This is a genomic window from Sphingomonas humi, from assembly GCF_039536725.1.
In the GTDB taxonomy this organism is placed as follows: Bacteria; Pseudomonadota; Alphaproteobacteria; order Sphingomonadales; family Sphingomonadaceae; genus Sphingomicrobium; species Sphingomicrobium humi.
This window is the reverse complement of record NZ_BAAAZD010000001.1, coordinates 1,221,850-1,243,198: the sequence shown is the minus strand read 5'-3', so window position 1 is coordinate 1,243,198 and position 21,349 is coordinate 1,221,850. Positions and strand designations below refer to the sequence as shown.

The following is a 21,349-nucleotide window of genomic DNA, read 5'->3' as shown; positions in this document are numbered from 1 at the left end:
TGAGGTCCTTGTCCTAGTCTTCAGCTCGGGAAGTGGGCCAGGCCGAAGCGTGGCGCGGGATCGGTAGTGATGTCTGCACGCACAAGCGGTCCGAGTACCGCAATGGTCACGAGGAGGAGGATAATCTCGGTCATGTAGACCGCACCATATCCGGTAGCCCGCCACGCCAGCGTCTGCCCGAGCTCACCGGCGGTGGCGCTTGCGGCGATGGCGTCGCGGAGAAGACCTCCAAGAAGGATAGCGGCTCCGGCGGCGGAGGCCTGGACCGCGCCCCAGGCACCGAGCGCAAGACCCGATGGCGAGTTGCGGGCGAGGGTCATGGCGGCGACCAGCGTCCCGACCATGAACAGTCCACCACCGAAGCCGATCATCGCCGCGCCGAGCATCAGCAGGAGGGGATTGAGCGCCGGCGCGGCGAAGATGACAAGGAGAAACGCGGACAGCCCGGCGACGCAGCCGAAGCCGGCCAGGCGATGGGGTTCGCTGCCCCTGGCAAGGCGGGCCCCCGCAAGGGCAAAGCCGGTCAGGGCACCAAGCGCCCACAGCGCCGTCAGCGACGTGGTGGCGCCGACCGACAGGCCGAGGATCTCGCCGCCGTAGGGCTCGAGCAGGACGTCCTGCATGGTGAAGGCGGCGGTGCCGACGCCGACCGACACGAGCAGGCGGCGGCTGCTGTCTTCGGCCATCAGCTGTGCCCAGACCTGCGCAAAGGGCGGCGCCGGCGGCTGCTCGGCCATTTCGGCGCGCGAGCGGCGGCTTTCCTGCTTCCAGGTGGCGACGATGTTCAGCAGCAGCGCGGAAAGGGCAGCGCCCTGGATCACCTGCACCAGCCGGGTCGCGGAGAAATCGGTCAGCGCCGCGCCGATCAGCAGCGCGCTCACCATCGTCCCGACGAGCAGCATGACGTAAAGCAGAGCGACTGCGCGGGGGCGCTTGTCGTCGGGGGCGAGGTCGGCGACAAGCGCCAGCCCGGCGGTCTGCGCGATGTGGAGGCCGCTGCCGGTGAGCAGGAAGGCGAAAGCCGAGGCACCAAGGCCGACCATCCGACCCTCGCTGCTCGATAGGATCAGCAACGCGAACGGCATCAGCGCCAGTCCGCCGAACTGCAGCAGGGTTCCGAACCACAGGTAAGGCACCCTCCGCCAGCCAAGGACGGAGCGGTGATGATCGGAGCGATGGCCGATCAAGGCCCTGAGTGGCGCAACCAGCAGGGGAATGGCGATCAGCGCGGCAACCAACCCCGAGCTGACCTTGAGTTCGACGATAAGGACGCGGTTGAGCGTGCCGTTGAGCAGGGCGGCGGCCATTCCGGCGCTGACCTGGAACAGCGACAGGCGGACCAGCCGGCTGAGCGGGAGTTCGGCGCTCGCGGCGTCGGCAAACGGCAGCCACGCGCTCGCCACCCTGGTCCACATGCCCGGGGAAAGGAGGCGGCCAGAGCTCACCGCTCGCGCACCAGTTCGACCGCGTGGCTGGTGTAGAAGCCGCGTGCAACCCGCTTGCCCCGCCCGACCCGCCAGCCCGGCAGATTGGCGAGCCGCCGAAGTACTTCGCGCTCGGCGATCGGCACGATGGCCGGCGAACGGTCGGCGCGCGGAAAATACTGTCCCGCGGCGAGCATGGCGGCGAGCAGCCGGCTTCCCGGTGCAAAGGTGAACAGCAGCGAATGACGGGTCCGCGCGGCCAGCAGCGTGACAGCGCTGGCGAGGTCGTCGGCGCGGTAGTGGATCAGCGAATCCATCGCGACCACATGGTCGAACTCACCATAGGCGGGGTCGAGCATGTCGCCGGCGTGGAAACAGGCGCCAGAGGCCGAGGATCGCGCTTCGGCGACCTCGATCAATCCTGCCGCGACATCGACCCCGGTCACCGCCGCGCCGCGATCCGCCGCCACTTCGGCAAGCGCACCGGTGCCGCAGCCGGCATCGAGCAGGCTGCGTCCGGATAGATCGGCCGGAAGCCAGCCCAGCAAGGTTTCGCGCATTTCATCGCGGCCTGCGCGAACGGTGCGGCGAATCCGGCTGACCTTCGCATCGGACGTCAGGTCGATCCATGCGCGCCGCGCGGTGCGGTCGAAATAGGTGCGCAGCGCTTCGCGGCGCTCCGCATAGGCGGGCGCAGCAGTGATCGGGGCCGCGCGGCTCGCCATCATTCGAACCCCAGGAAATCGAAGATGTCGCGGTCCTTCATCGAGCGTGCGGTCGATGGCTCGACACCCGCCCACAGCATCTTGGCGAGACGGATATATTCGTCGCGCGCGGCCTGGACTTCGGGACCGTCCTCCATCTCGAACAGGGTGCACTTCTTGAGGCGCGAACGGCGGATCGCATCGACGTCGCGGAAGTGGGCGAGCCGCGCAAGTCCGGTTGCGTCGGCAAAACGGTCGATCTCGCCCGTTTCGGCCGAACGGTTGGCGATCACGCCGGCGAGGCGGACGTCGTAATTCTTCGCCTTGGCATTGATGGCGGCAATGATGCGGTTCATCGCGAAGATGCTGTCGAAGTCGTTGGCCGCGACCACCACCGCGCGCTCGGCATGCTGCAGCGGGGCGGCAAACCCGCCGCACACCACGTCGCCGAGCACGTCGAAGATGACCACGTCGGTTTCTTCGAGGAGGTGATGCTGCTTCAGAAGCTTGACCGTCTGCCCGACGACATAACCGCCGCAGCCGGTGCCAGCCGGCGGCCCGCCCGCCTCGACGCACATCACGCCGTTAAAGCCCTCGAACATATAATCCTCGGGGCGCAGCTCCTCGTGGTGGAAATCGACGCTCTCGAGCACGTCGATGACGGTCGGCATCAGCTTCTTGGTGAGGGTGAAGGTGCTGTCATGCTTGGGATCGCAACCGATCTGCAGCACGCGGTGGCCGAGCAGCGAGAAGGCCGCCGACAGGTTCGACGAGGTAGTCGACTTGCCGATCCCGCCCTTGCCATAGACCGCGAACACCTTGGCGCCCTTGATCTTCTGGGAAGGATCGAGCTGGACCTGGACGGAACCTTCCCCATCCTCGGGTGCAAGGGTGGAAACGCCGCTCAGCGAGAAGGGATGATCGAGGGTCATTCTGCGGCCAGCAGGCCTTCCAGCCTGTCCTCTATTGCGTCGCTCGCGGCATGCAATGCTGCCAGCGTGTCGGCGTCGGGGTGCCAATATTGGCGGTCGTGGGCTTCAAGGAGGCGGTCGGCCATGCGCGCCGATGCCTTGGGATTGAGGCTGGTCAGCCGCTCGCGCATCGCGGGGTCGAGCACGAAGGTCTCGCTGATCTGCTGGTAGATCCACGGGGCAACCGCACCCGTGGTCGCCGACCAGCCGAGCGTCGTCGCGACATGGCTTTCGATATTGCGCACGCCTTCCTGGCCGTGGCGCAGCATGCCTTCGTACCAGACGGGGTTGAGGGTGCGCGTACGGCTTTCCAGCTCTACCTGCTCGGCAAGGGTGCGGATCCGGGCGGCACCCCGCGTCGCGTCGACGATATAAATCGGCGGTGCCTTGCCGCGGGCGCGGGTGACCGAGCGGGTGATGCCGCCAAGGCCGTCCATATACTGGTCGACGTCGGTGACGCCGAGTTCGACCGATTCGAGGTTCTGGTAGGTCAGTTCGACGGTACCGAGCGCGCTCTTCAACAACGCGCGCTGCTGCACCGGCGGGCCCTTGCGACCATAGGCGAAACCCTTGCGGCGCTCGAACACCTCGGCGAGTTCGTCGGGGTCGTTCCAGACACCGCCATCGACCAGCTGGTTGACGTTGGCGCCGTAGGCCCCTTCCGCATTGGAGAAGACGCGCAGGGCCGCGGTCTCGAGGTCGCATTCATGCGCGGCCATGTGCGCGAGGCTGTTGGCGCGCACGAAGTTCATCTCGGCGGGTTCGTCGGCACTGGCGGCAAGGAAGCTGGCTTCGGCCAGCATCCGCGTCTGCAGCGGCAGAAGGTCGCGGAAGATGCCCGACAGGGTAACGATCACATCGATCCGGGGACGGCCGAGTTCACCAAGCGGGATCAGTTCAGCACCAGCGAGCCGGCCGTAGCCATCGAGCCGTGGGCGGGCGCCGATCAGCGCCAGCGCCTGCGCGATCTGCGCGCCCTCGCTCTTCAAATTGTCGGTGCCCCACAGCACCATCGCGAGGCTGCGCGGCAGTTCGCCCGCATTGCCTTCCTGATGGCGTTCGATCAGCTGCTCGGCCGCCTTGGCGCCTTGCGCGACCGCGAAGGCGCTCGGGATCCGGAAGGGATCGAGACCGCAGACATTGCGGCCGGTCGGGAGAACCGCGGGATTGCGGATGACATCGCCGCCGGGAGCCGGACGGACATAACCGCCGTCCAATGCATGCATCAGCGCGCCCAATTCGTCGCTGCGGTCGAGGCCGGCGGCGGTGGCAGCGCGGCTGTCCTCGGGCACGGCGTCGAGGAAACGCTCGCGGACTTCGCCCTCGGGCATCGCGCCGAGCACGTGCAGGCCGTCTGGGATCAGCGCGGTTTCGACCTCGTAAAGGCGCGCGGCGATTTCCGCGGGGTCGCCCGCGACGAGATCCAGTTCCTCGGCCTTGGCAGCGATGCCGTTTTCGAGGTCGATCCGCTCCGGGGCATCGGGCGCGGTCACCCTCCACCGCTCGATCAGCGCCTTGCACTCGGCGAGACCCTTGTAGAGCCCGGCATTGGCGAGCGGCGGGGTCAGATAGCTGACCAGGGTCGCGCCGCTGCGGCGCTTGGCGAGCAGGCCTTCGGACGGGTTGTTGGCAGCGTAGAGGTAGAAGTTCGGCAGGTCGCCGATCAACCGCTCGGGCCAGCAGTCGCCCGACATGCCGGCCTGCTTGCCGGGCATGAATTCAAGCGCTCCGTGCGTGCCGAAATGAAGCACGGCATGCGCTCCGAAATCCTCGCGCAGCCAGCGATAATAAGCGCTGAAGGCGTGGGTCGGCGCGAAGTTCTTCTCGAACAGCAGCCGCATCGGATCGCCCTCGGTGCCGAAGGCGGGCTGGATGCCGACAAAGACGTTGCCGAAGCGGCGACCGAGGACCTGGATGGCACCCCCGTCCGACTGCTGGCGGCCGGGCGCCGGGCCCCATTGCCGCTCGATCTCGGCCAGATGCGGTTCGCGACGCACATGGTCATCGGCAATGATCCGCGCCGCGACATTGGCGTCGGCGCCGTGACTTGCGGCGTTGCCCTCGAGCACGGCAGTCCGCAGCGCGTCGACGCTGTCGGGCAGTTCGACGGCGTAACCTTCGTCGGTCAGGCGGCGAAGGGTCGCGAAGAGGGATTCCCACACCGCAAGGAAGGCGGCGGTGCCGGTCGCGCCGGCATTGGGCGGGAAGTTGAACAGGGTGATGGCGAGATGGCGCTCCGCGCGCGGGGTGCGGCGCAGCGCGATGAGGCGCGATACCTTGGCCGCAAGCGCAGAGGCGCGCTCGGGACAGCCTGCCATGCCGCGCATCGGTGCGCCCGTGGACCCGCCGCGGCCGCCGAACACGCTGCTGCAGACCGCGCCGTCCAGCTCGGGGATGGCAACCATCATCATCGCTTCGAGCGGAAGAAGGCCTTGCGAGCCCGCCTGCCATTGTTCGAGCGACTGGAATTCGAGCGCCTGCGCAGCGACGTAGGGAACATCGAGTCCGCCAAGCGTCGCCACCGCGCCATCCGCATCATTGTAAGCCGGACCGCCGACCAGGCTGAAGCCGGTCAGGCTGACGATGGCATCGACCGTGGGATGTCCGTCGCGCACGAAATAGCGCTCGATCGCGGGGCGGGAATCGAGCCCGCTGGCGAACGCGGGAACGACATTCAGGCCGCGCTCTTCCATCGCCCGGATCACGCCATCGTAATGGGCGGCGTCGCGGCCGAGGAGGTAGGAACGGAGCAGCAAGAGGCCGACGGTGCCAGCCTTGCCGTCGCTCTTCGGCAGCGCCGAAAGCTGTTCGACCAGCCTTTCCGCTGCGTCCGGATGGTAGAGGCCGACGTCGGGATAGGTGCGCGGCGCTTCGGCCTTGGTCGCCCCGCGATAGCTGCGCCGATCGCCGTCGGCATAGCGGTCGACTAGGGCGCGGACCATCGCGACCACATTGTCGTCGCTTCCGGCCAGCCAGTATTGCAACGTCAGAAAATAGGCGCGGACGTCCTGCGCCGTACCGGGAATGAAGCGCAGCAGCTTGGGCAGGCGGCGCAGCATGTTCATCTGCCCCGCGCCCGAACTGGCGCCCGGCTTCTTGGCGCCGCGCAGGCGCTTCAGCAGCGCCATCGGGCCCTTGGCCGGCGCATCCATCCGCCACCCGCCAAGCCGGGTGAGCTGGACGATCTCCGACCCGCTCATCAAGCCGAGCATCGCGTCGCACTGCTCGCGCCGGGCTTCGAGCGCCGGGCGGATGGCGCGGATGTGGTCGTCGAGGAACAGCATGGTCGCGATGACGATGTCGGCGCGTTCGACCGACGCCTTCGCCGCATCGATCGCGGATGCGTCACGTTCCCATTCGGAAGCGGCGTGAAAGTCAATCGCGATCCCGTCCGCCGCCAGCCGCTCGTTCGCGCGGTCGACCGCACCGGCGAGGTGCTTGTCGAGAGTGACGACTGCCACCCGGACGCTGATCGGGACGTTAGCGGCCATAATGCGCCTTCGCCTCGTAAAGGGTGGCGAGTTCGACCGTTGCGAGCCCCTGCGCAGCGGCGAATGCCTCGGTGTTGCGGCGCGCCTTGCCGCGCACGAAGAAGGGGATCTTGCGCAGTTCGGCTTCGGCCTCGGCGGTCCAGGCAGCGTCCTTGGCCGACGGCTGAGCGTCCACTTCGGGCGTGACCGGAGGGGCCGAACCATGGCCGCCAAGATGGCTCGCGCCCGCTTCGTCGTGAAACTCCGGATCGTCGCGGAACATGGTGAGGAGGTGCTCCTCGAGGCCCATGACCAAGGGGTGCACCCAGCTGTCGAACAGAACGTTCGCGCCTTCGATCCCCATCTGCGGCGAATGACGGGCGGGAAAATCCTGGACGTGAACCGGCGCGGAGATGACGGCGCAGGGAATGCCGAGCCGCTTGGCGATATGGCGCTCCATCTGCGTGCCAAGCACCAGCTCGGGCTGGGCGGCGGCAATGGCGGCTTCAACTTCGAGATGGTCGTCGGTGATCAGCGGTTCGAGGCCAAGCTCGGCGGCAACGGCGCGGATTTCGCGGGCGAACTCACGATTGAAGCAGCCGAGGCCGCAAACGGTGAAGCCAAGCTCGTGTGCCGCGACGCGGGCGGCAGCAGCGGCGTGGGTCGCATCGCCGAAGATGAAGGCCCGCTTGCCGGTGAGGTAGGTGCTGTCGACCGAGCGGCTCCACCACGGCATGCGAAGATCGGGATGGCTGAGCGCCGGGGCCGGATCGACCTTCGCCAGCGCTGCCACTTCTTCGATGAAGCGGCGAGTGGCGGCGGCACCGATGGGCACCGTGCGGATGCAAAGCTGGCCATGCGCCTTTTCAAGGAAGCGCGCGGCCTCGTCGCCGATTTCGGGATAGAGGCAGATGTTGAAGTGGGCGTCGGCCAGGCGGCGGATATCGTCCGGCGCGGCACCGAGCGGAGCGACCACGTTCACGTCGATCCCGAGGAGCTCGAGTATGCGGGTGACTTCACGCACATCGTCGCGGTGGCGGAAACCAAGCGCGGCGGGACCAAGGATGTTGGCGCTGACCCGGCTGGTCCTGGTCGATGGCGAGCCGGCCGGGCAAAGTGCCCGCACGATCTGGTAGAGGGTCTCCGCCGCGCCCCAATGCTCCTTGCGGCTGTAACTCGGAAGTTCGAGCGCGACGACCGGGCAAGGCAGCCCGAGGGTACCCGCAAGCCCGCCCGGATCGTCCTGGATCAGCTCGGCCGTGCAGGACGCGCCGACGATCATCAGCTCGGGCTGGAAACGCTCGTAGGCCTGGCGGGCAGCGATCTTGAACAGTTCGGCGGTGTCGGTGCCGAGATCGCGCGCCTGGAAGGTTGTGTAGGTGACCGGCGGCCGTTCGCCACGGCGTTCGATCATGGTGAAGAGGAGGTCGGCGTAGGTGTCGCCCTGCGGGGCGTGGAGGACGTAATGGACGCCGCGCATGGCGGTCGCGACGCGCATCGCTCCGACGTGCGGCGGTCCCTCGTAGGTCCAGACGGCGAGCTTCATCGCCTAGATCCGCAACAGGTCACGCCGCCGCAGCGGCCGGGCGAACAGTTCGGCAAGGTCGCCGGCCTGTTCGAACCCATGGATGGGGGTGAAGACCAGTTCGATCGCCCACTTGGTGGTAAGCCCTTCTCCTTCGAGCGGGTTGGCAAGGCCAAGGCCGCAGACGGTAAGGTCGGGACGCGCGGCGCGGACACGATCGAGCTGCTTGTCGACGTCCTGCCCCTCGCTGATCTGGACGTCGCCGAGCAGCGCCAGTTCGGGAGCAAGGTGGCGGGCGTGGAGGTAGGGCGTGCCCACTTCGACCAGCTCGACACCACATTCGCTGGCAAGGAAGCGCGCCAGCGGCACTTCGAGCTGCGAGTCTGGCATGAAGAAGATGCGCTTGCCCTGAAGCTGCTCGCGGTGCCGTTCAAGCGCACGCTTGGCACGTTCGCGAGCAGGCGCGATGGCGCGGCGGAAGGTGAGCGGGTCGACACCGAAGTGATCGGCTGCGGCCTGGAGCCAGGCGGCGGTGCCGTCGGCGCCAAACGGGAACGGCGCGGCCAGCCGCAGCGCGCCGCGATCCTCGAGAACTGCCGCGGTTTCACCCAGGAACGGCTGGGCGAGGAGAAAGCGGGTCTGGGAGCCGATTGCCGGCAGGTCGGTCGACGACCGGCCGGGGAAGAAGCGGACGGCAAGGCCCATGTCGGCGAACAAGCGCTCGAACTGGTCCTCGACGATGTCGGGGAGGGCACCCACGACCAGCAGCTCAGGGATCAGCGCCACTCCGTCCCCGCCTGAGGTTACGGGCGCGGAGCGGGCGAGCGTGGCTAGGCAGGCGTCCTCCCCTTCCGTGAAGGTGGTTTCGATGCCGCTTCCCGAATAACTGAGGATGCGGATGCCCGGATGCTGCGCCGCAAGGCGCTGGGCGGCACGCGGAAGGTCAAGCTTGATGACTTCGCTCGGACACGATCCGACGAGGAAGAGGGTGCGGATTTCAGGGCGCCGTTCGAGCAGGCGGGTGACGACCCCGTCCAGCTCCTCGTTCATGTCGGCGAGGCCCGCGAGGTCCTTTTCCTCCATGATCGCAGTGGCAAAGCGCGGTTCGGCAAAGATCATGACCCCGGCCGCCGACTGCAGCAGGTGGGCGCAAGTCCGTGAGCCGACGACGAGGAAGAAGGCGTCGGGCATCTTGCGGTGAAGCCAGACGATCCCGGTCAGTCCGCAAAACACCTCGCGCTGGCCGCGTTCCCGGAGGACGGCACGGGCGCTTGGCGCCAGCGGTGCGGCAACACTCATGCAGCAACTGCCAGTAAGGCAGGCGCCGACTGGAACCGGGCCATGCGCAGTTTCCACAGGAACTGGCCGGCATTCACAACGTAGGTCGCGTAAGCCGCAAGCGCGATCAGCATACGGTCGGTGGAGGTGCCGAGGCCGAACGCCAGCATCGCGACATAGGTCGTATGCAACGCGATCACGACTATGCTGAACACGTCTTCCCAGAAGAAGGGACGGGCAAACAGCCACTGGCCGAACACAACCTTTTCCCAGATCGCGCCGGTGACCATGATCGTGAAAAGCGCGGCGGTCTTGACCAGGACCGACAGATTGGCGGCCGTCTCGCCTTCGCCGCTGCCAAGGTAGCGCAGCACGAGCGCGAGGCTGACGAGGAAAATCAGGAACTGGATGGGAGCGAGAACGCCCTGGACCAGCGTCCACCGGGTCGAGTCGCGGCGGCGCCGTTGCTCTGCCGTGTAGATCGGCAGCGGCATCCTTTCCCTCCTCTGACCCAGATCCATTGGCAGGCCCTTTCCCCACGGGAAGCTACGCCTGTCATGTAGAAAGTGTCAATTGCCGTTGACGTAAAGAGAATTGGACAAATGCGGACAATGGAGGTTGTGCTGCCACATTATTCATCATAGCCTCATGAGTGGAGCGAGGGTGCGGATGAGTCGCACAGTCATTCCTGGCCGACGCAGCAGCGCCGACTACGTCTCGGGGAGACCGTAAGTGGCCTCAGTGATCGGGGAGGGCCCGCGCAGGGCGCGGGGACAGGGCGAAATGAGAGCCGTCGACCAGGCCGTGGCCCGGTTGCTGGTCTCACATGATGGAGGCGATCGTGGTGAAGCCACGAGCAGCTCGATCAGCCGGGAGGAGATGCTTCGCTTCGCGCCCCAGGCCGTATCGCTCGAAGCGTACGACCTGCTGGCGGAAGTCGACGTCTTCATGGCTCGCGGCCTCAGCACCGAAACCATCTTTATCGAATTGCTGGCCCCCGCCGCGCGCTATCTGGGCGAGCAGTGGACGGCGGACCGGCTCGATTTCCTCGACGTGACCATGGGCCTGTGGCGCCTGCAGGAAGTGCTGCGCGAAGTCGCCGCGCGGACCGCTCCCCACCCTGCCCCCGGTTCCGGCCGGCGGATCCTGTTTTCGCCCATGCCGGGGGACCAGCATACGTTCGGCACGGCGATGATCGACGAATGCTTCAGCCGGGCCGGCTGGAACAGCAGCCTGCTGATCGACCCGAGCCGGGCACTCATCCTCTCCAACGTGGCAGGCACGGAATACGATATCGTCGGATTGACCGTCAGTTGTGACTGCCATATCGGCCAGCTCAAATCGCTGATCGTGGCGATCCGGAACGTGTCCAGGAACCCGAACGTGCGTGTGATGCTTGGCGGGCGCTTGCTGACCGAAGATCCGGGCCTCGCATCCCTGGCGGGTGCGGATGCAACGGCGGCAACCGCGCTTGGTGCACTCGAACTCGCCGAACAGCTGGTCGCGGCCCCGTTTAACGCCGCCTTCGCGTAACGCGCCTCTGGCGCTGGAGCAGAAATGAAACAAGCGTCCATCCGCGACGACGGCTCACGCCGGTTCGACAAGGACAGCCCGCTTCTGGCGGGGATGGATGCGGCCGGCGTGGCGCGGCTGGCCGAAGCGTCGGGTGACCTCGCCCTGCTGGTCGATGAAGACGGCGTCATCCGCGACATCGCTGCCGCCAACGATGACCTTGCCGAAGTCGAGCATTGGGTCGGCCAGCGCTGGTCCTCGGTCGTGACGGTGGAAAGCCGGGTCAAGGTCGAGGAGATCCTCGGCGATGACGAGTCTGAACCGTCGCGCTGGCGGCAGATCAATCATTCGGGCGCGGCGAACGAATTGCCGCTGCGCTTCCGCGCCGTGCGCTTGCCCAATGGCGCGACCGTGGCGGTCGGGCGCGACGAACGTGCCACCGCCCGGCTGCAGCAGCGCCTGCTTCAGGTGCAGCAATCGCTCGAACGCGATTACCTTCGCCTGCGCCAAGCCGAATCCCGCTATCGACTGTTGTTCGAAATGACCGGCGAGCCGATGCTGATCGTCGATCTTGCGACGCTTCGCATCCGGGAGATCAATCCGGCCGGAGTGGACCTCCTGGCCGGCGCCAATCTGCAGGGGCAACCGTTCGTCGCCCAGGCATCCGCTGCCGACCGTGACAAGCTGGTCGCCTTTATCGGCGCGGTTTCGACCGGAATCCTGGTCCCGCCGGTCACCATCGCGCTGGCGCGGTCGGGTACCGAGGCCTCCTTGTCGGCGCGGCTGTTTCGCCAGGGCAGCGAAAGCTTCCTGCTGATCCAGCTCGGCACGGGCAGCGAGCCCCGGATCGGCGAGACCGAGCGGCTGACCCTCGACATGGTGCGACGCCTGCCCGACGCGCTGGTCCTTGCCGACGATCGGCTCGAGATCGTCGATGCCAACGATTCCTTCCTCGAATTGGTGCATGTCCCCGCCCTCGCGCCGCTGATCGGGCGCCCGCTCGGTGACTTCCTCGGCCGGCCCGGGATCGACCTCGACCTTATTCGTGCGCAGGTCGCCGATCATCGCGTAGCCCGCAACGTGTCGACCATCCTTCGCGGCGAGGACGGCGGGCAGGAGGAAGTGGAAGTTTCCGCGGTGCGCAGCGGCGACAAGAACAATCATTATGCCTTCACCATGCGGCTGGTCGCACGCCGGCTGCGCGACCTTCCCCCCGTCACGCGCGACCTTCCGCGGTCGGTCGAACAGCTGACCGAACTGGTCGGGCGGATGCCGCTCAAGGACATCGTCCGCGAGAGCACGGACCTGATCGAGCGGCTCTGCATCGAGGCCGCGCTGACCTATACTTCGAATAATCGCGCATCGGCCGCCGAAATCCTCGGCCTTAGCCGACAGAGCCTTTATTCGAAGCTCAACCGGCACGGCCTTGGCCGCGTCGACGAAGGCGAAATCAGCCTCCCGTAAACTGTCCAATTCGTTTGACCGCTTTAAGTGTATAGCATAGCTTACACTCATGTTTCGGCACGTGCGCTCGCCTGCGACTCCTTCCCTGCCGTCGGCAGGCGATGTGCTCGAACTGGCCAAGCCGATCACCTGGTTTCCGCCCATGTGGGCGTTCGGCTGCGGCGTTATCGCCTCGGGTCAACCGATCGGCGGCATGGGCCTGCTGCTGGCCGCGGGCATATTGCTGACGGGGCCACTGGTCTGCGGGACCAGCCAGATGGTCAACGACTGGTTCGACCGCCACGTCGATGCAATCAACGAGCCCGATCGGCCAATACCTTCCGGCCGGATTGCCGGCAGCTGGGGCCTGTGGCTGGCGATCGCCGGGAGCCTGCTGTCGCTCGCCCTCGCCAGCGCTATGGGGCCCGTCGTGACGCTCGCCACCGTCGCCGCTCTGGCGCTCGCTTGGGCGTATAGCGCGCCGCCCGTCCGGCTGAAGACAAGCGGATGGTGGGGGCCGCTCGCGGTCGGACTCAGCTACGAATCGCTGACTTGGTTCACGGGCAGCGCGATCATGCTCGGCACCGTCCCGCCGGCGGACGTCTGCGCCGTGCTGCTTCTTTATGGCATCGGCGCGTGGGGCATCATGACCCTGAACGACTTCAAGGCGGTGGAAGGCGACCGCGTGATGGGAGTCCGCTCGTTGCCCGCGATGCTTGGTACACGCGCGGCAGTGCTCGCGGCCTGTGTAGCGATGGCGGCGGCGCAGGTCGGAGTCATCGCGGTGCTGGTCGCCGCGGACCTTCCGCGCACGGCCGCTACGGTCGGCCTGTCCTTGCTCCTGCAGTTCTTCTGCATGGCGCGGTTGGCTAGAGATCCCCGTCGCTTCGCCCCCTGGTACAATGCCACGGGGGTCAGCCTCTATGTGCTCGGCATGGTGGCCGCGGCGGTCGGCCTCGGATCCGTGCGGTGAAGAACTGGCTGACCATTTTCCGCCTCGGGCTGGTGCAGGCCGCGATCGGCGCGATGGTCATGCTGTCGACCTCGCTCCTCAACCGGGTGATGGTGGTCGAACTAAAACTTGCCGCCGCCATTCCTGCCGGACTGGTCGCCTGGCATTATGCGGTTCAGTTGAGCCGCCCGGTAAGCGGGCATGCCTCGGACCGCAGCGGCCGGCGCACGCCATGGATCCTGACCGGCATGGGTCTTCTCGCGCTTGGCTCGCTGCTGGCGGTGAATGCGGTCATCCTGCTGCACGGCGGTTCCTGGGCCGCCTTCGCAGCCTTGCTCCTGGCCTTCACCCTGATCGGCCTCGGGGTCGGCACCGCGGGTACGGCACTGCTCGCCCTGTTGGCCGCATCGGTACCGGCCGAGCGTCGCGCAGCCGCGGCGGCGACAACGTGGATCATGATGGTCGCGGGCATCGCGATCGCGGCCGGTGTGGCGGGCAAGCTGCTCACCCCCTTCTCGCTTGATCGCCTCGGACTCGTCGCCGGCAGCATCGTGCTCGTCGCCTTCTCGCTTTCGCTGATCGGCGTGGCTGGCTTGGAGCGCGGAACGCAGCCGACCAATGGCGAGCGCGCCCGCACGCCCTTCCTCGCCGCCCTGCGCGAGGTGCGGCGCGACCGCGAGGCGGTGCGCTTCACCCTGTTCGTGTTCCTTTCGATGCTTGCCTACAGCATGCAGGACCTCATCCTCGAACCCTTCGCCGGGCTCGTCTTTGGCGCATCGCCGGGCGAATCGACGTCGCTGTCGGGGATCCAGCATGGCGGCATCCTGGTCGGCATGTTGCTGTCCGGCTGCCTTGCGGGGCCGTGGCTACGCCGTGGTGGACCGCCCCTCATCTGGTGGACCATCGCCGGCTGTGCAGGATCGGCGGCGGCGCTTGCCGGCCTTGCACTGGCAGCACGGGCCGGGCCGCCATGGCCGCTGACCGCCAATATCTTTCTCCTTGGCCTCATGAACGGCGTCTTTGCCGCTTCCGCCATCGCCGCGATGATGGAACTGGCAGGACGCGACGGAAGCGACAAGGCAGGCGTCCGGATGGGCGTGTGGGGCGCCGCGCAGGCGATCGCGTTTGGCACCGGCGGCCTGACCGGAGCGCTGGCGACCGACGCCGCGCGCGCACTGCTTGGCGCCGATGGCCCCGCCTTCGCCCTGACCTTCGGCGCCGAGGCGCTGCTGTTCCTGCTTGCAGCACATTTTGCCCTGCGCCTGCCAGACCGGAAGGCGCACCCGGGGCCCATGGGAGATTATCGATGGAGCGCTTCGACGTCGTTGTCGTAGGCGGCGGGCCCGCGGGGGCCACGGCCGCCGACGACCTCGCTTCCGCCGGCCGCAAGGTGCTGCTCCTCGATCGTGCCGGGCGGATAAAGCCGTGCGGCGGCGCCGTGCCGCCCCGCCTGCTGGAAGATTTCGACATCCCCCTTTGCCTGCTGGTTGCCCGCGCCACCGCGGCGCGGATGATCGCGCCGTCGGACCGTGCCGTACGGATGCCGGTCGGCGACGGTTTTGTCGGCATGGTCGATCGCGACGTGTTCGATGAATGGCTGCGCAGCCGCGCCGCAAGCCACGGCGCGCATCGCCGCACCGGCACCTTCGAGCGGGTCGAGCGTGACGCCACGGGCCGCGCCATCCTCTGCTACCGCGAAGCGCGCGGCGGCGAGCTGGTGAAGGTCATGGCTTCCGCCATCATCGGCGCGGACGGCGCCCGCTCGGCCGTCGCGCGCGACACGCTGAAAGGCGCCGAACGCGTGCCGTGTGTTTTCGCCTATCACGAGGTGATCCGCGCTCCCAAGGCGGACAGCCCTGCCTATGAAGCCGGTCGCTGCGACGTCTTTTACCAGGGTGAGCTGTCCCCCGACTTCTACGGCTGGATCTTCCCCCACGGCGAGCATGCCAGCGTCGGCGTCGGCAGCGCCCACAAGGGGTTCGCGCTGCGCGAGGCTGTCGCCACCATGCGCGACCGCAACGGTCTTGCCGGCTGCGAGACTATCCGCTGCGAAGGCGCGCCAATTCCGCTCAAGCCGCTCAAGCGGTGGGATAATGGCGTCGACGTGGTCGTCGCGGGCGATGCCGCGGGTGTGGTCGCACCGGCATCCGGCGAAGGGATCTACTACGCCATGACCTGCGGCCGGATGGCTGGCGAAGCTGTGGCCGAGTTCCTCGATTCAGGCGATCCGCGATGTCTCGCCGCAGCGCGCCAGCGCTTCATGAAGGCGCACGGCAAGATCTTCTGGGTGCTGCGGCTGATGCAGCATTTCTGGTACAAGTCGGACAAGCGGCGTGAGCGTTTCGTGCACATTTGCGCGGACAAGGATGTCCAGCATCTCACCTGGCAGGCCTATATGAACAAGCGGCTGGTGAAGGCGAAACCCGGCGCCCACCTGCGCATCTTCCTCAAGGATACCGCGCACCTGCTCGGGCTGGCAAAGGTCGCGGCCTAACGTTGCGCTCGCGGCCCGGCAGTTCACATCGACCGGACATGAAAAAAGGCGGCGCGCCGTCCCGTCGGGAACAGCGCGCCGCCGCAAAAAGAAACTACTTCTGGGTGGCGAGCCAAGCGATCAGGTCGGCACGCTTTTGCGGATCCTGGATACCGGCAAACGCCATCTTGGTACCCGGAACCACGCGCTGCGGATTCTCGAGATACTGGAACAGCTTTTCGGCGGTCCAGGTGATGCCGCTGTTCTTGTTGGCGGGCGAATAGGTGTAGCCCGGCTCGACGCCCGAGTGGCGACCGACGATCGCGTGCAGCGACGGGCCGATACGGTTCACGCCGGCGTCGGTTACGTGGCAGGTCTTGCACTGCACGAACACCGCTTCGCCCTTGGTGGCATCGCCGGTGAAGTCGGCGAACTTGGCGCCGCTGACGGTATCGACATTGTCGGCCGCAGGAGCCGCTGCTGCCGCCGGGGCCGCAGTCGCCGGGGCCGCCTCGGCGATGTTAGTAGCCGGAGTTGCGGTGGTGCTCGCAGTGTCGCCGCCGCTACTGCTTGATTTGTCGCCTCCGCCACAAGCTGTCACCGAAAGACCGACCAGGAGGGCGGATGCAAGCAGAGAAGCAGAACGATTCATGGGCGAAGACTCCCTTGTTACGCTGGCGATGTAAGCAGAATTGTCCACACAGGGCAAATCAGCACAAAGGCCAGTTGCAGTAACGTAACGAGTGGCTCACACTAAGGCTGCAACGGCTCGAAAAAGGGGCAGCCCTTGGACTTCCACCCCCAGCGTGATTCGCTGCTTGCCGAAGTTCATGCACGCCCTTCGACCCCGATCGATCCGCCGATGCTGGTCACCCGCATTGCGGCGCTTTCCGGTCCCGACGGCGTCGCCGCCGATCGCCGTCACATCAGCGATCTGTGCAAGCGCGTCGGCGTGCCGCGCGCGGCGGATGACGCCGTCTGGTGCGCGGTCGACGGCGGCGAATGGCAATTGCGGTGGGAGAAGCATGGGGAGTTCTCCAGCTGGACTTTCTTCGCCAAGCCGAGGAGCAAGGGCGCCAGTGCGAGCGCGATCGACAGCGTGCCGCCGGCATGGCTCGAAACCTTGCCGGGAAGCGTCGTTGTCCTCACTACCCTGGTCGTCTCACGCGAAGACCAGCGCCCGGATTCGGCGCCCGATCCCAAGGAGGCGGTCGGCGCGCGCATCGTCGATGGTGCCGCGACCCTGCTGACCGATCTTCGCGCCGATGCCGCAGGCATGACCCGCTTTCGCCTGTTCATGCACGTAGACGATCCGATCCTGACGGGTCGGATCGCGCTTAGCCTGCTGGAGATCGAGAGCTATCGTCTGATGGCCCTGCTCGCTTTTCCGATTGCCCAGCAGACTGCCGCCCGCCTGTCGGAGATCGAGGCGGAGGCGCGCGAACTGACGGAGAAGATCGCCACCCACCTCGGCATCGACGACGACCGCGACCTCCTGGCCAAGCTGGTCGCTTTGTCGGGCCGGATGGAAGCGATGAGCGCCAGCACCAGCTTCCGCTTCGGCGCCGCACGGGCCTACCACGACATCGTCCAGAGCCGCATCGCCTCCCTTGGTGAGCAGCCCCTCCCCGGCCGCCAGTCGATGCGCGATTTCATGGATCGGCGGCTTGGCCCCGCGATGCGCACTTGCGCCAGTATCGCCCAGCGCGAGGCGGAAATGATCTCGCGTATCTCGCGCGCGGGACAGATGCTGAGCACGCGGGTCGAGCTCGTCACGCAGAAGATCAATGCCGATCTCCTCAATTCCATGAACCGCCGCGCCTCGATGCAGTTGCGACTGCAGCGCACGGTCGAAGGCCTCTCGGTCGCCGCGGTCTCTTATTACGTCGTGTCGCTGCTGCTGATACCGCTCAAGGCGGCAGAAGGGCGGCTGCCCGTCGATGGCCATCTCGTCACCATCATCCTCGTGCCGCTCGTCGTCATCGCGGTGTGGTGGACGTTGCGGCGCGTCGCCGGCCGTCTCCACGACGACTAGGGGCACTAGCGGACGGGCCTTTTCTCCAGTTTCCTCGCAAGGGTCCGGCGGTGCATGCCCAGCCGCCGCGCGGTTTCCGAGATATTGAAACCGGTAGCGATCAGTGTCTCGTTAATCTTCTCCCATTCCAGCGTGCGCAGCGAAGTGGCGCGACCGTCGACCGGCACCTCCGCATCTCCGGCAGCGCGTCCAAAGGCGGCCTCGATGTCGTCGGTGTTGCTCGGCTTGGGAAGATAATGCGCAGCGCCGAGCTTGATCGCCTCCACTGCCGTGGCGATGCTGGCAAAGCCGGTCAGGACGACGATCCGGGTCGCCGGATTAGCCGCCGCGATCGCCCCGACGCAGGGCAGTCCCGAATGCACGCCGAGCTTCAGGTCGACCACCGCATAATCGAACTGCTCCGCCCCTAGCAGCTGGTCGAGCTCGGCCGGCCCGACGGCCGTGCGGACATGGTAGCCGCGGCGTTCGAACGAGCGGGCAAGGGTGCGCGCGAAATCCTCGTCATCCTCGACGATGACCAGGCGTCTTGGCGCGTTCATGCCGATTGTCCCGAGCCGACTAGGGGGAGCGAAAGCCGAACCGAGGCGCCACCTTCAGGACGATTGCCCGCATCGAGCGATCCGCCCAGCCGCCGCGCGACACTTGCGGCGAGAAACAGGCCGAGCCCATGGCCCGAGCCCTTCACCGAGCGTAGCGCGTGGCCGATCAGGGCAAGCTGCTCCGGCGAAAAGCCTGGCCCGTCATCGAGGACGTGCACAACCAGCTGATCTCCTTCGACCACGGCGCGCATCGCGATTCCGCCCGGGCTTGCCTCGCCCGCATTTTCCAGCAGGCTCCATAAGGCCTGGCGAAGCGCCGGCTCGCCGGGGATGCGGGCGCCGCGCACGCCGTGAAAACTCGCTTCCAGCGGAACCTGTTCGTGAAGCGCGGTCCAGTCGGTCACCAACCCTTCCAGCACGTCCTCGGCGGCAAGGCTGGCCATGGCTTCGCCGCGGGGCAGCCCGGACGTGTCGAGGATGTCGCTGACGATCTCGCGGCAGCGTTCCACCGCCCGGCGGGCGTCGGCGAGCTCTTCGCGAAAATGCGGGTCGGACGATCGCTCGGCATCGCGCTGCCAGTCACCGACCAGCACCGACAGGGATGATAAAGGTGTTCCAAGCTCATGCGCTGCGCCGCTTGCGAACAGTCCCATGCGAACGATCGAATCCTCCTCGGCCGCCTTCTGGCGCAGCTCGGCGACATAGGCGTCCCGCGCGCGCAGGTTGCGGCTGATGCGGGTGGTGAACAGCACCAGCAGCACCGCGACCATGACGAAGGCGATCTCCTCGCCGATCAGGAACAGGTCGAACGCCGGGGTGAGCTGGGGCGGAAGGTTCAGGGGCAGGTGGTGAAGGGCAAGGAAGATGAAGGCCCCGATCGACACCGCCGCCAGAAGCCAGGCGCGGCCGGCCGGCAGCAGCACGGCGCCAAGGACGATTTGCAGAAGGTAGAGCGAGACGAAGGGATTGCGGACCCCGCCGCTCAGGTAAAGCTGGGCGGTCAACGCGGCCATGTCGAGCAGCAATGCAAGGAACAGCTCGCCCGGGACGACCCAGCGCTCCTGCTGCGTCAGGGTGAAGAGGAGGTTGCCGATCGCCAGCAGTCCGGCAACGCCGAGCATCGCCGGAAGCGGGAGATCGACCCCGAGCAGGCGATGCGCGACGAGGATCGCGATCAACTGTCCCCCGACCGCGATCCAGCGCAGCTGGATGAGCAGCCGCATGTTCTCGACCACCGCTTCCTGCGGGGACCGACCCGGAAGCCGCGAGGCCTGGTTGGTGAGGGCGAGCAGGGGCACGTCCATCAACCCCCGTTGTGCTTGTTTCGGACCATCAGCGCCAGCCCGAAGCCGCAAAGGGCGGCGAGACCGAACCAGGTCAGGGCGTAGACGAGGTGGGCGTTGCGGAAATGGACGACGGTCATGCCGCCGATCGGATAGGCATCGGCGGGGCTGCCCACGGCGGCGTCGATAAAGAAGGGGGCGACGCCGGAAAGTCCCCGCGCGGCAGCGATCGCTGCGATGTCGCGGGAATACCAGGCATTGTCCCCAGGGCGGTTGGCGCGGAGAAAGCGGCCGTTCGGTTCGCTGAGGCGCATCAGTCCGATGATCTCGACGGGTGCGGCCTCCCGCGGCGGATCGTTCCAGCCCTTGGGGGCGAAGCCGCGATTGACGATGATCGTGCCCTCGCCCGTGCGAAGCGGGGTCAGCACCCAATTGCCAGCGCCCCGCTCGGTCAGTGCATCGACGAATGTCGTGTTCGCAAGATCGAAGACGCCCCGTACCCGGACGCGGCGATACTCGATCTCCCGCGGGTCGAGCTTCGTCCAGCTTGCCCGCGGGGGCAGTTCCTCCGGCGCCGCGGCGAGCCGCGCCTCGACCCGGGCGATGAGGTCGCGTTTCCAGGCCAGGCGCTCGACCTGCCAGACGCCCAGGCCCGCAAAGACAAGGGCGAGCAACGCGCACAAGGCCGGCAGGAACAGGCGCTTGGGGCGCGCCGGCGTCACGGCGTGGTGCTGACCTCGCCGGTCATCATCCCCGGCATCATGTTGGTGTTGAGGTGATACATGATCCAGATCGAGCCCGCGATCGTGATGAACAGCAGCACGCCGGTGAAGACATAGGCAAGCAGCGTCCAGCCGCCCTCCCCGCTCGTGTTCACGTGCAGGAAGCAGATGGTGTGGACCAGAATCTGCGCCACCGCGAACAGGATGATCAGCAGCGCGACCAGCCCGGGGCTTCCGATCGGCCTTGCCATCACCAGCCAGAAGGGGATGAAGGTCAGCACCGCCGACAGCGCGAAGCCGACGAGGTAGCTCTTCTTCGACCCATGGCCGTGCTCGTCGCCGTGGCCGGCGTCGGGGGTGTGATCGGTCGCAGCGCTCATCGCAGCATTCCCAGCAAATAGACGAAGGAGAAGACGCCGATCCACACGACGTCGAGGAAGTGCCAGAACATGCTGAGGCAGGTCAGGCGGCGCCGGTTCACGACGTTGAGGCCGTGCTTGCCCACCTGCACCAGCATGATGCCGATCCAGATGATCCCGACCGTCACGTGAAGGCCGTGTGTCGCGACCAGCGTGAAGAAGGCGCTGAGGAAGCCAGAGCGCTGCGGTGTTGCGCCCTCCGCGATCAGCGTGCCGAATTCGAAAAGCTCGATGGCGACGAAGCTCATGCCGAGGAGCGCGGTCAGCGCCAGCCAGCCCTGCACCGCCCGAACCCCGCCCTTGTCCATCGCCAGCATGCCGAAGCCGTAAGTGATGGAGGAAACGAGCAGGATCGCGGTGTTGACCGCCACCAGCTCGAGATCGAACAGGTCGCGGGGGCCCGGTCCACCGGCAAAGCTGGTGGAAAGGACGCCATAGGTCGCGAACAGCGAGGCGAAGATGAGCGCGTCGCTCATCAGGTAGATCCAGAAGCCGAGCAGGACCGGGCTGGCATGGGCCGAGCCATGATCATGCCCTTCCTTCTCGATCAGGTGGAAGGTGTCGCGGTCGAAGCTTGCGTCAGGTGCGATGGTGGCCAT

Annotated in this window: 19 protein-coding genes; 6 read left to right on the top strand and 13 right to left on the bottom strand. The window is 66.9% G+C overall.

Annotation, left to right across the window (positions count from 1 at the left end):
• Positions 1-20: 20 nt before the first annotated feature.
• The 7 genes from ABD729_RS06245 to bchF are packed head-to-tail and all read right to left on the bottom strand — an operon-like array spanning position 21 to position 9,866.
• Positions 21-1,415 carry a BCD family MFS transporter gene (locus ABD729_RS06245; RefSeq protein ID WP_344709291.1) on the bottom strand — a complete coding sequence of 465 codons (1,395 nt, stop codon included), beginning with the start codon at positions 1,413-1,415 and terminating at the stop codon, positions 21-23.
• Positions 1,416-1,441: 26 nt separating this feature from the next.
• On the bottom strand, positions 1,442-2,152 hold the full coding sequence (bchM, locus tag ABD729_RS06240) for a magnesium protoporphyrin IX methyltransferase (RefSeq protein ID WP_344709290.1): 711 nt from the start codon (positions 2,150-2,152) through the stop codon (positions 1,442-1,444).
• Positions 2,149-3,060, bottom strand: a complete 912-nt coding sequence (bchL, locus tag ABD729_RS06235; RefSeq protein ID WP_344709289.1) for a ferredoxin:protochlorophyllide reductase (ATP-dependent) iron-sulfur ATP-binding protein — start codon at positions 3,058-3,060, stop codon at positions 2,149-2,151. The genes bchM and bchL overlap by 4 nt, the downstream gene beginning before the upstream one ends.
• Positions 3,057-6,590: a magnesium chelatase subunit H gene (locus ABD729_RS06230; protein WP_344709288.1), complete on the bottom strand. Its 3,534-nt coding sequence runs from the start codon at positions 6,588-6,590 to the stop codon at positions 3,057-3,059. Before ABD729_RS06230 ends, bchL begins: the two co-directional genes overlap by 4 nt.
• Complete coding sequence (bchB, locus tag ABD729_RS06225; protein WP_344709287.1) at positions 6,580-8,115, bottom strand: ferredoxin:protochlorophyllide reductase (ATP-dependent) subunit B; 1,536 nt, start codon at positions 8,113-8,115, stop codon at positions 6,580-6,582. Before bchB ends, ABD729_RS06230 begins: the two co-directional genes overlap by 11 nt.
• A 3-nt stretch (positions 8,116-8,118) precedes the next feature.
• Positions 8,119-9,393, bottom strand: a complete 1,275-nt coding sequence (locus tag ABD729_RS06220; RefSeq protein WP_344709286.1) for a ferredoxin:protochlorophyllide reductase (ATP-dependent) subunit N — start codon at positions 9,391-9,393, stop codon at positions 8,119-8,121.
• The gene (bchF, locus tag ABD729_RS06215) at positions 9,390-9,866 is read right to left on the bottom strand and encodes a 2-vinyl bacteriochlorophyllide hydratase (protein WP_344709285.1); all 477 of its coding nucleotides are present in this window, start codon (positions 9,864-9,866) and stop codon (positions 9,390-9,392) included. The genes ABD729_RS06220 and bchF overlap by 4 nt, the downstream gene beginning before the upstream one ends.
• Before the next feature lie 310 nt (positions 9,867-10,176).
• On the opposite strand from bchF, the gene ABD729_RS06210 reads away from it, so the two are divergent.
• The 5 genes from ABD729_RS06210 to ABD729_RS06190 are packed head-to-tail and all read left to right on the top strand — an operon-like array spanning position 10,177 to position 15,773.
• Complete coding sequence (locus tag ABD729_RS06210; RefSeq protein ID WP_344709284.1) at positions 10,177-10,905, top strand: cobalamin B12-binding domain-containing protein; 729 nt, start codon at positions 10,177-10,179, stop codon at positions 10,903-10,905.
• Positions 10,906-10,929: 24 nt separating this feature from the next.
• Positions 10,930-12,348, top strand: coding sequence for a transcriptional regulator PpsR (ppsR, locus tag ABD729_RS06205; RefSeq protein WP_344709283.1), 1,419 nt, complete (start codon positions 10,930-10,932; stop codon positions 12,346-12,348).
• A gap of 49 nt (positions 12,349-12,397) precedes the next feature.
• On the top strand, positions 12,398-13,300 hold the full coding sequence (gene chlG, locus ABD729_RS06200) for a chlorophyll synthase ChlG (protein WP_344709282.1): 903 nt from the start codon (positions 12,398-12,400) through the stop codon (positions 13,298-13,300).
• A complete protein-coding gene (locus tag ABD729_RS06195) occupies positions 13,297-14,613 on the top strand; it encodes a BCD family MFS transporter (protein WP_344709281.1) in 1,317 nt (438 codons plus the stop codon). The genes chlG and ABD729_RS06195 overlap by 4 nt, the downstream gene beginning before the upstream one ends.
• Entirely contained in the window at positions 14,586-15,773 is a 1,188-nt protein-coding gene (locus tag ABD729_RS06190) for a geranylgeranyl diphosphate reductase (protein ID WP_344709280.1), read from the top strand. Before ABD729_RS06195 ends, ABD729_RS06190 begins: the two co-directional genes overlap by 28 nt.
• Before the next feature lie 94 nt (positions 15,774-15,867).
• On the opposite strand, the gene ABD729_RS06185 is transcribed toward ABD729_RS06190, so the two are convergent.
• Positions 15,868-16,404: a c-type cytochrome gene (locus ABD729_RS06185; protein WP_344709279.1), complete on the bottom strand. Its 537-nt coding sequence runs from the start codon at positions 16,402-16,404 to the stop codon at positions 15,868-15,870.
• Positions 16,405-16,539: 135 nt separating this feature from the next.
• Here ABD729_RS06185 and ABD729_RS06180 point away from each other — a divergent pair, with 135 nt between their 5' ends.
• Positions 16,540-17,787, top strand: coding sequence for a DUF3422 family protein (locus ABD729_RS06180; RefSeq protein WP_344709278.1), 1,248 nt, complete (start codon positions 16,540-16,542; stop codon positions 17,785-17,787).
• Positions 17,788-17,792: 5 nt separating this feature from the next.
• On the opposite strand, the gene ABD729_RS06175 is transcribed toward ABD729_RS06180, so the two are convergent.
• From ABD729_RS06175 to cyoC, 5 genes are read right to left on the bottom strand one after another with little or no spacing between them, the layout of a single operon-like run.
• A complete protein-coding gene (locus ABD729_RS06175; RefSeq protein WP_344709277.1) occupies positions 17,793-18,326 on the bottom strand; it encodes a response regulator transcription factor in 534 nt (177 codons plus the stop codon).
• Positions 18,323-19,630, bottom strand: coding sequence for an ATP-binding protein (locus ABD729_RS06170; RefSeq protein ID WP_344709276.1), 1,308 nt, complete (start codon positions 19,628-19,630; stop codon positions 18,323-18,325). Before ABD729_RS06170 ends, ABD729_RS06175 begins: the two co-directional genes overlap by 4 nt.
• Positions 19,630-20,331, bottom strand: coding sequence for an SURF1 family protein (locus tag ABD729_RS06165; protein WP_344709275.1), 702 nt, complete (start codon positions 20,329-20,331; stop codon positions 19,630-19,632). Before ABD729_RS06165 ends, ABD729_RS06170 begins: the two co-directional genes overlap by 1 nt.
• Positions 20,328-20,711 carry a cytochrome o ubiquinol oxidase subunit IV gene (gene cyoD / locus ABD729_RS06160; RefSeq protein ID WP_344709274.1) on the bottom strand — a complete coding sequence of 128 codons (384 nt, stop codon included), beginning with the start codon at positions 20,709-20,711 and terminating at the stop codon, positions 20,328-20,330. The genes ABD729_RS06165 and cyoD overlap by 4 nt, the downstream gene beginning before the upstream one ends.
• Positions 20,708-21,349 carry a cytochrome o ubiquinol oxidase subunit III gene (gene cyoC / locus ABD729_RS06155; protein ID WP_344709273.1) on the bottom strand — a complete coding sequence of 214 codons (642 nt, stop codon included), beginning with the start codon at positions 21,347-21,349 and terminating at the stop codon, positions 20,708-20,710. The genes cyoD and cyoC overlap by 4 nt, the downstream gene beginning before the upstream one ends.